The following is a 6,289-nucleotide window of genomic DNA, read 5'->3' on the forward strand; positions in this document are numbered from 1 at the left end:
GCTTGCAAAGTCGGTAAGCGTGCCTGTGGCAAGATAAGACATAATTATAATTGGAATTACCGTTTCATTTGCCGGAAAACCAAGTATAAAAGCCATAATAATTACACCGTCAAGACCAATTGCTTTTCCGAACGGTTCAAAAAAATCTGTACAATAAGACAATAAAGAACTATCGGCAATGTAAATATTTGCAAGCAGCCATATTAACGCTCCTGCCGGAATTGCTACTACAACGGCTCTGCCAAGGACAAATAGCGTTCTGTCTAAAAATGAGCTTACTATGGTTTTTATAATCTGCGGTTTGCGGTATGGCGGCAGCTCAAGTGCAAAGGCGGAGCGTTCTCCTTTCAGCAGAGTTTTAGAAAGTATTTTTGATACAAGCATTGTTACTGCTACCGCAAACAGTATCAGTAAAACAAGAATAAGTGCAACACTCAATGAGCCTGTAAGCACACAGGCACTGCCCGAAAAGAATATTGTAATTAAGGCTATCAGCATTGGAAATCTTCCGTTGCAGGGCATAAAATTATTGGTTACAGTTGCAATGAGTCTTTCTTTTGGTGATTCAATAATTCTGCAGCCGGTAACACCGCAGGCATTGCAGCCGATCCCCATTGCCATTGTAAGCCCCTGCTTGCCATGAGCACCGCATTTTGAAAAGAACTTGTCAAGATTAAAAGCAATTCTCGGAAGATAACCAAAATCCTCTATCAAAGCAAAAAGCGGAAAGAAAATTGCCATTGGCGGCAGCATAACTGCGACTACCCAGCAAAGAGTTGTGTAAATTCCGTCAATGAAAAGACCTTTTATAAAGTCAGGGGAATTAAAAAAATCAAAAATCCAAACCAAACCGTTTTTAAGATAATCAAACAAACTGCTGAGCAGCTGACTCGGATAATTTGCTCCTACGGCGGTTATCCAAAAAAGCAGAGCAAGTAAAATTATCATGATGGGTATTCCTGTGATTTTAGAAGTAAGTATTGAGTCGAGCTTTTTAGTTTTATTGCTTATGTTTTCACCACATTTTTTAATGCAATGACTGCAAATTTCTTTTGCTCTTGTCGATAAAATTTCAGTGTTTTCTTTGTGTTTGCTTACATCAAAAATATCTATATTTTCATATAATCTTGACACTCTAAAGCATTTAATTTTTTCGGTACACACATCATAGATTTTTTCTCTGATTTTCACAATATCAGATTTTTTAGTAGCGTTGGTACTTATAACAGGGATTCCTAAGTTTAACGAAAGCTCATCTTCATCTATAACAAAGCCCTTTTTGCAGCACTCGTCACTTAAATTCAAACATAAAACAGCTTTTTTAGTGACAGAAAGCACTTGTAATGTAAATGATAAATTCCTTTCGAGCACACTTGAGTCAATCACAATTACCGTACAATCAATGTCATCTCTGACAAGAAACTGTCGTGAAACATCTTCCTCAGGCGAAAATGAAATCATAGAGTAAGTGCCCGGTAAATCAATTATAGAAAAACTTTTTCCGTTAATTTCTGTGCAGCCTTTTGCATATTCAACTGTTTTACCTGTCCAGTTTCCGGTATGCTGTTTCATACCCGTAAGTGCATTGAAAATCGTACTTTTGCCCACATTTGGATTACCTGCAAGAACTACCTTAAAATCAGTGTTTTTGCATGTAGTATTGCTTGCTTCGGTTTTACGACTGTTTCTTGTCAACAAGTCAAAACCTCCTAACCTTTAATAATGCACCATAATTTTACTGCAATCATTTTGACGCAATGCAATTACTGTTCCTTTTGAAAGATAAGCTACAGGATCACCGAAAGGACTTTTTAAAATCGGAATAATTTTTTCACCCTCGGTTATTCCCATGTCGAATATTCTGTTTTTAATACCGTTTCCACAATTTATGCTATCTATAAAAACTTCACAATTAAGCGGAATCCTATCGAGTGTTGTGTTTTCCATTTACTTCACCTTATTTTGTACATCGCAAAAATATTGCGTTGTGCATACTTTTTTATTAATAACAGAATATTCACTTTGCATTATATAGTTACAATTTTGCTTTCAAGCTTTCAAAATCAATTTTCATATGCTATAATTGTTATAAGTGGAATACCTGTAACATAACATTGATTATGAGGTGTTCGGCTTTATGAAATTTAAAAAAATAATATATATCACAATTTGCTTTGCACTTGTTCTAAGTTTTATTTTTCTCATAGTTACTGCATATTCTCGCCTTAGTGTATTAACAAGCGAGAGTGCCGTTGATGACAATATTCATACCATAATAATTGATGCGGGTCATGGCGGAGAGGACGGCGGTGCTGTGAATGAAAATAATGTTGTTGAAAAAGACTTGAATTTGCAGATTTCAACCAAGCTTTCGGATATGCTCACCTTACTTGGATACAATACCCAACAAATCAGGACTGAGGATAAGTCGGTTTGCACTGCCGGCGATACAGTTCGGCAACGGAAAGTTTCTGATATGAAAAACAGACTGGCAGTTTTTAACTCAAGTCCTGATAATATTGTTATAAGCATACATCAAAATAAGTTTAGCGAGAGCAAGTACAGTGGCACGCAGGTTTTTTATTCTCCTAATAATCCCCAGAGTGCTGAGCTTGCGGAAAGTATTCGTAATTCTGTGAAAACTATGCTTCAGCCGGAGAATGAAAGAGAATGCAAAAAAGCCGATAAAAGCATTTATCTTTTGAAAAATACAACTGTGCCGGCAGTTATTACCGAGTGCGGTTTCATTTCAAATGACGAGGAATGTGCAAAGCTACAGGATAATTTATATCAGCAAAAAATGGCTTATGCAATAGCTATTGGCTTGATGAATGTTTACTAAAGGAAGTTTATTATTATGGCTAAAATTAAAAGCGTTTATATATGCTCACAATGCGGTTATGAATCACCAAAATGGTACGGCAAATGTCCAACCTGCGGTGAATGGAATACAATGGAAGAGGAAATAAAAGAAAGCGTAAAATCCGCACCGGCAGTAAAAAAGAGGGTAGCGGCTTCTGTAGCAACACCTTATTCCATAAATGAAATTACAACCGAAAATGAACATCGTTATGACACAGGCTGTGGCGAATTAAATCGTGTACTTGGCGGCGGCATTGTAAAGGGCAGTCTTATTTTGCTTGGCGGTGATCCGGGTATCGGTAAATCTACAGTTTTACTGCAGATATGTCAGTTCCTTGGCAATTCTATGAAAGTGCTTTATGTGTCGGGTGAGGAATCTCAAAGACAGCTAAAGCTTAGAGCAAATCGACTGGGTGTAAATTCACCTAATCTGTATGTAATGACTGAAACTGATGTGGAAATTGTATGTGAGCAGATAAGAAACGAGAAGCCGGATATTGTTATGATTGACTCAATTCAGACTATGAACCTGACAGAATTAAGCTCATCACCGGGCAGCATTACACAGGTTAGGGAGTCAACAAACTATCTTATGCGTACCGCAAAATCACTCGATATACCAATGTTTATTGTAGGTCATGTTAATAAGGAAGGCTCAATAGCAGGACCAAAGGTGCTTGAGCATATCGTGGATACTGTTCTTCATTTTGAGGGTGACAAGCAGATGTCTTGCAGAATTTTGAGAGCAGTTAAGAACAGATATGGTTCTACGAATGAAATCGGTGTGTTTGAAATGACAGACACAGGGCTTGTGGAAGTGCCAAATCCGTCAGTTATGCTGCTTTCGGGCAGACCAAAGGGTGTTTCAGGAACTTGTGTAACCTGCACTATTGAGGGTTCACGCCCAATTCTTGCAGAAACTCAGGGACTTGCAACTCAAAGCGGATATGGTAATGCCCGCAGAATGGCAACAGGTTTTGATTATAATCGCCTTTCACTTTTGCTTGCAGTTCTTGAGAAAAGGGCAGGGTATTATTTTTCAAACAATGACGCATATATAAATATCGTAGGTGGTTTAAGAATTGATGAACCTGCAATAGATTTAGCTATTGCAATGGTGCTTATCAGCAGTCTTAAAGATGTGCCGATTGACGAAAATGTTGTTGTATTTGGTGAAATCGGACTTGCAGGAGAAATCAGAGCAGTTTCGCAGGCTCAATTAAGAGTAAATGAGGCTGTAAGGCTTGGCTTTACAAAAATTATTTTGCCATATCACAATTTAAAAGGTGTAAAATGTGACGGTGCAGAGCTTGTGGGTGTTAAGAATATCAGACAAGCCTTTGAGGCAGTAAGTATATGAGCAGCTTTGTAATGTCTGACGAATACCCAATGCTTTGCAATGCGGTTTATAATATAGGTTATGATATAGTACCGTCCGATAAAATATTACAATTTCATAAACCTGAGCAGCGGCATATTGATATGCAGATGTTAAAAATAAATAATGATATTTTTTTGCTGAAAGAATGTACAGAATTAAGAAAAAAACTTGATAATAGGGGATATAGTATAATTTTTTGTAAGAATAATATAACAAAATATTACCCAAGTTTTGTAGCTTTGAATTGCCTATATATAGGCGGTAAATTATACGGCAGGGAAGATGCTATCGATAATTCTGTAAAAAAGTATTGCAGCAATAATAATATTGAAATTGTAAATGTAAACCAAGGATATACTCGCTGTTCTACAGCAGTAATCGGTAAAAATGCGGCTATCACAGCAGATACAACGATTTATGAAGCTTTAAAAAATAATGATATTGATGTATTAAAAATTGATAGTGGAAATATAAAACTTGAAGGTTATAATTATGGGTTTATCGGTGGTGCATGTACAATTCTTGATGACAATACTTTGATATTTTTCGGTGATGCAAAAACACATCCCAATTATCCAGTAATAGAAAAGTTTTGTATAATTCATAATGTAAAAATACTCAATCTCATAGAGAATAGCCCTTTGATTGATATAGGTGGGGCAATTAAAATATAACAAAAGCGGTAGGAAGTAACTACCGCTTAATTTTATTCGTTATTTTCTGACTTTTCAGTATTTATATTAGTTTTACGCTTAACTTTTGATAACGGATTTTTTTCTGCTGCATTTTTCATTTGTTCAGAGCTCAGGTGTGTGTAAATCTCGGTAGTGCCGAGGTTTTCGTGACCAAGCACATCTTTAAGCACTCGAATATCAACTCCGCCATACTGATACATAAGAGTTGCTGCAGTGTGTCTGAGTTTATGGCAGGAATAACCCTGTGCGTTTAAACCAATTTTTTCAAGATATTTATATACCATAGCTTGAATGGTTTTAACGCTCATTCTCTGATGATTTCGGCTGATAAACAAGGCGTATTTGTCTTTGACGCCATCAACGGGACGAACACGCATATAGTTTTCAATAGCTGAAATACAGGCAGAATTAAGATAAATTACTCGTTCTTTGTTGCCTTTGCCGACTACTCGCATAGTGTTGTCTTGTCTGATGTCTGTGTAATTCAAAGAAGCCATTTCAGACACACGCAGACCGCAATTCAAAAACAGGGTTATAATGCAGTAGTCACGCTCTTTGTATGGACCATCAATAGAATTTAACAACTCAAGACTTTGCTCAAGTGTAAGATATTTTGGCAAAGCTTTTTTCTTTTTAGGAACTTCGAGTTGCTCGACCGGGTTGGTGCTAAGCACACATTTTTTAGTTGTCAAGTAGTTAAAATAACCTTTTAAACTCGAACATTTTCTTGCTCTTGTAACATTCTGATTTTTGCGTTCACGCTGAATATAATTCATAAATTCGTAAGCATCTGTCAGCGTAACAGTTTTTACAAGCTCAAGATCAACGTCAGAAATTGAAATTTCCTCAAATTCACAATCAACTGGAACAAGTCCACGCTGCATTTTAATATACCTGAAAAATGTACGCAAGTCTATGTAATATTCGTCAACAGTTTTTTGAGATTTACCTCTGACTGTCTGCATATAAAATAAATAATCTTTAATAATTTGTGGAGCTTCGTCAATAAATGAAACGCTCATATAATCACCACCAATAAATCTGTTATTGAACATAGTTTTAATAGAGATTTAAAAATAGATATTTTTAGCTAAAACATTTGTAACTCTTGCCTCAACTATACAAAATATGCATTTTGTATAATTAGTGCTATTTTTAAGAAAGTGCGAACGAGCATTGAACATTGATTTTGTATAGTTGGTTATATTTCTAATTCAATGTAAAATCGGCTTTTAAATCATAACTCGCTGTTTGTTATTATATATTTCTTTTATATAATATTATTATGATAATACGATAAAAGATAAAATGCAATACTTAAAATTAATTAAAGCTCTAATTTAGCTTTATT

Annotated in this window: 6 protein-coding genes; 3 read left to right on the forward strand and 3 right to left on the reverse strand. The window is 35.8% G+C overall.

The annotated features are described in order from the left end of the window. Positions 1–1,695, reverse strand: a 1,695-nt coding sequence (locus ACJMMI_RS10090; protein ID WP_405355407.1) for a ferrous iron transporter B, incomplete at its 3' end; no start/stop codon positions are given. A gap of 21 nt (positions 1,696–1,716) precedes the next feature. Then, positions 1,717–1,947, reverse strand: coding sequence for a ferrous iron transport protein A (locus ACJMMI_RS10095; RefSeq protein WP_405355409.1), 231 nt, complete (start codon positions 1,945–1,947; stop codon positions 1,717–1,719). Positions 1,948–2,137: 190 nt separating this feature from the next. On the opposite strand from ACJMMI_RS10095, the gene ACJMMI_RS10100 reads away from it, so the two are divergent. The 3 genes from ACJMMI_RS10100 to ACJMMI_RS10110 are packed head-to-tail and all read left to right on the forward strand — an operon-like array spanning position 2,138 to position 4,917. Beyond that, positions 2,138–2,842 (forward strand): N-acetylmuramoyl-L-alanine amidase, encoded by a 705-nt coding sequence (locus ACJMMI_RS10100; RefSeq protein WP_405355410.1) that lies wholly within the window; start codon positions 2,138–2,140, stop codon positions 2,840–2,842. A 15-nt stretch (positions 2,843–2,857) separates the two neighbouring features. Next, positions 2,858–4,222 carry a DNA repair protein RadA gene (gene radA / locus ACJMMI_RS10105; RefSeq protein WP_405355411.1) on the forward strand — a complete coding sequence of 455 codons (1,365 nt, stop codon included), beginning with the start codon at positions 2,858–2,860 and terminating at the stop codon, positions 4,220–4,222. Further along, a complete protein-coding gene (locus ACJMMI_RS10110) occupies positions 4,219–4,917 on the forward strand; it encodes a DUF6873 family GME fold protein (RefSeq protein ID WP_405355412.1) in 699 nt (232 codons plus the stop codon). The genes radA and ACJMMI_RS10110 overlap by 4 nt, the downstream gene beginning before the upstream one ends. Positions 4,918–4,949: 32 nt before the next feature. On the opposite strand, the gene ACJMMI_RS10115 is transcribed toward ACJMMI_RS10110, so the two are convergent. Continuing rightward, positions 4,950–5,960 carry a tyrosine recombinase XerC gene (locus ACJMMI_RS10115; protein ID WP_405355413.1) on the reverse strand — a complete coding sequence of 337 codons (1,011 nt, stop codon included), beginning with the start codon at positions 5,958–5,960 and terminating at the stop codon, positions 4,950–4,952. Between the last annotated feature and the right edge of the window lie 329 nt (positions 5,961–6,289).

This window comes from Ruminococcus sp. (genome assembly GCF_045129435.1).
In the GTDB taxonomy this organism is placed as follows: domain Bacteria; phylum Bacillota; class Clostridia; order Oscillospirales; family Acutalibacteraceae; genus Ruminococcoides.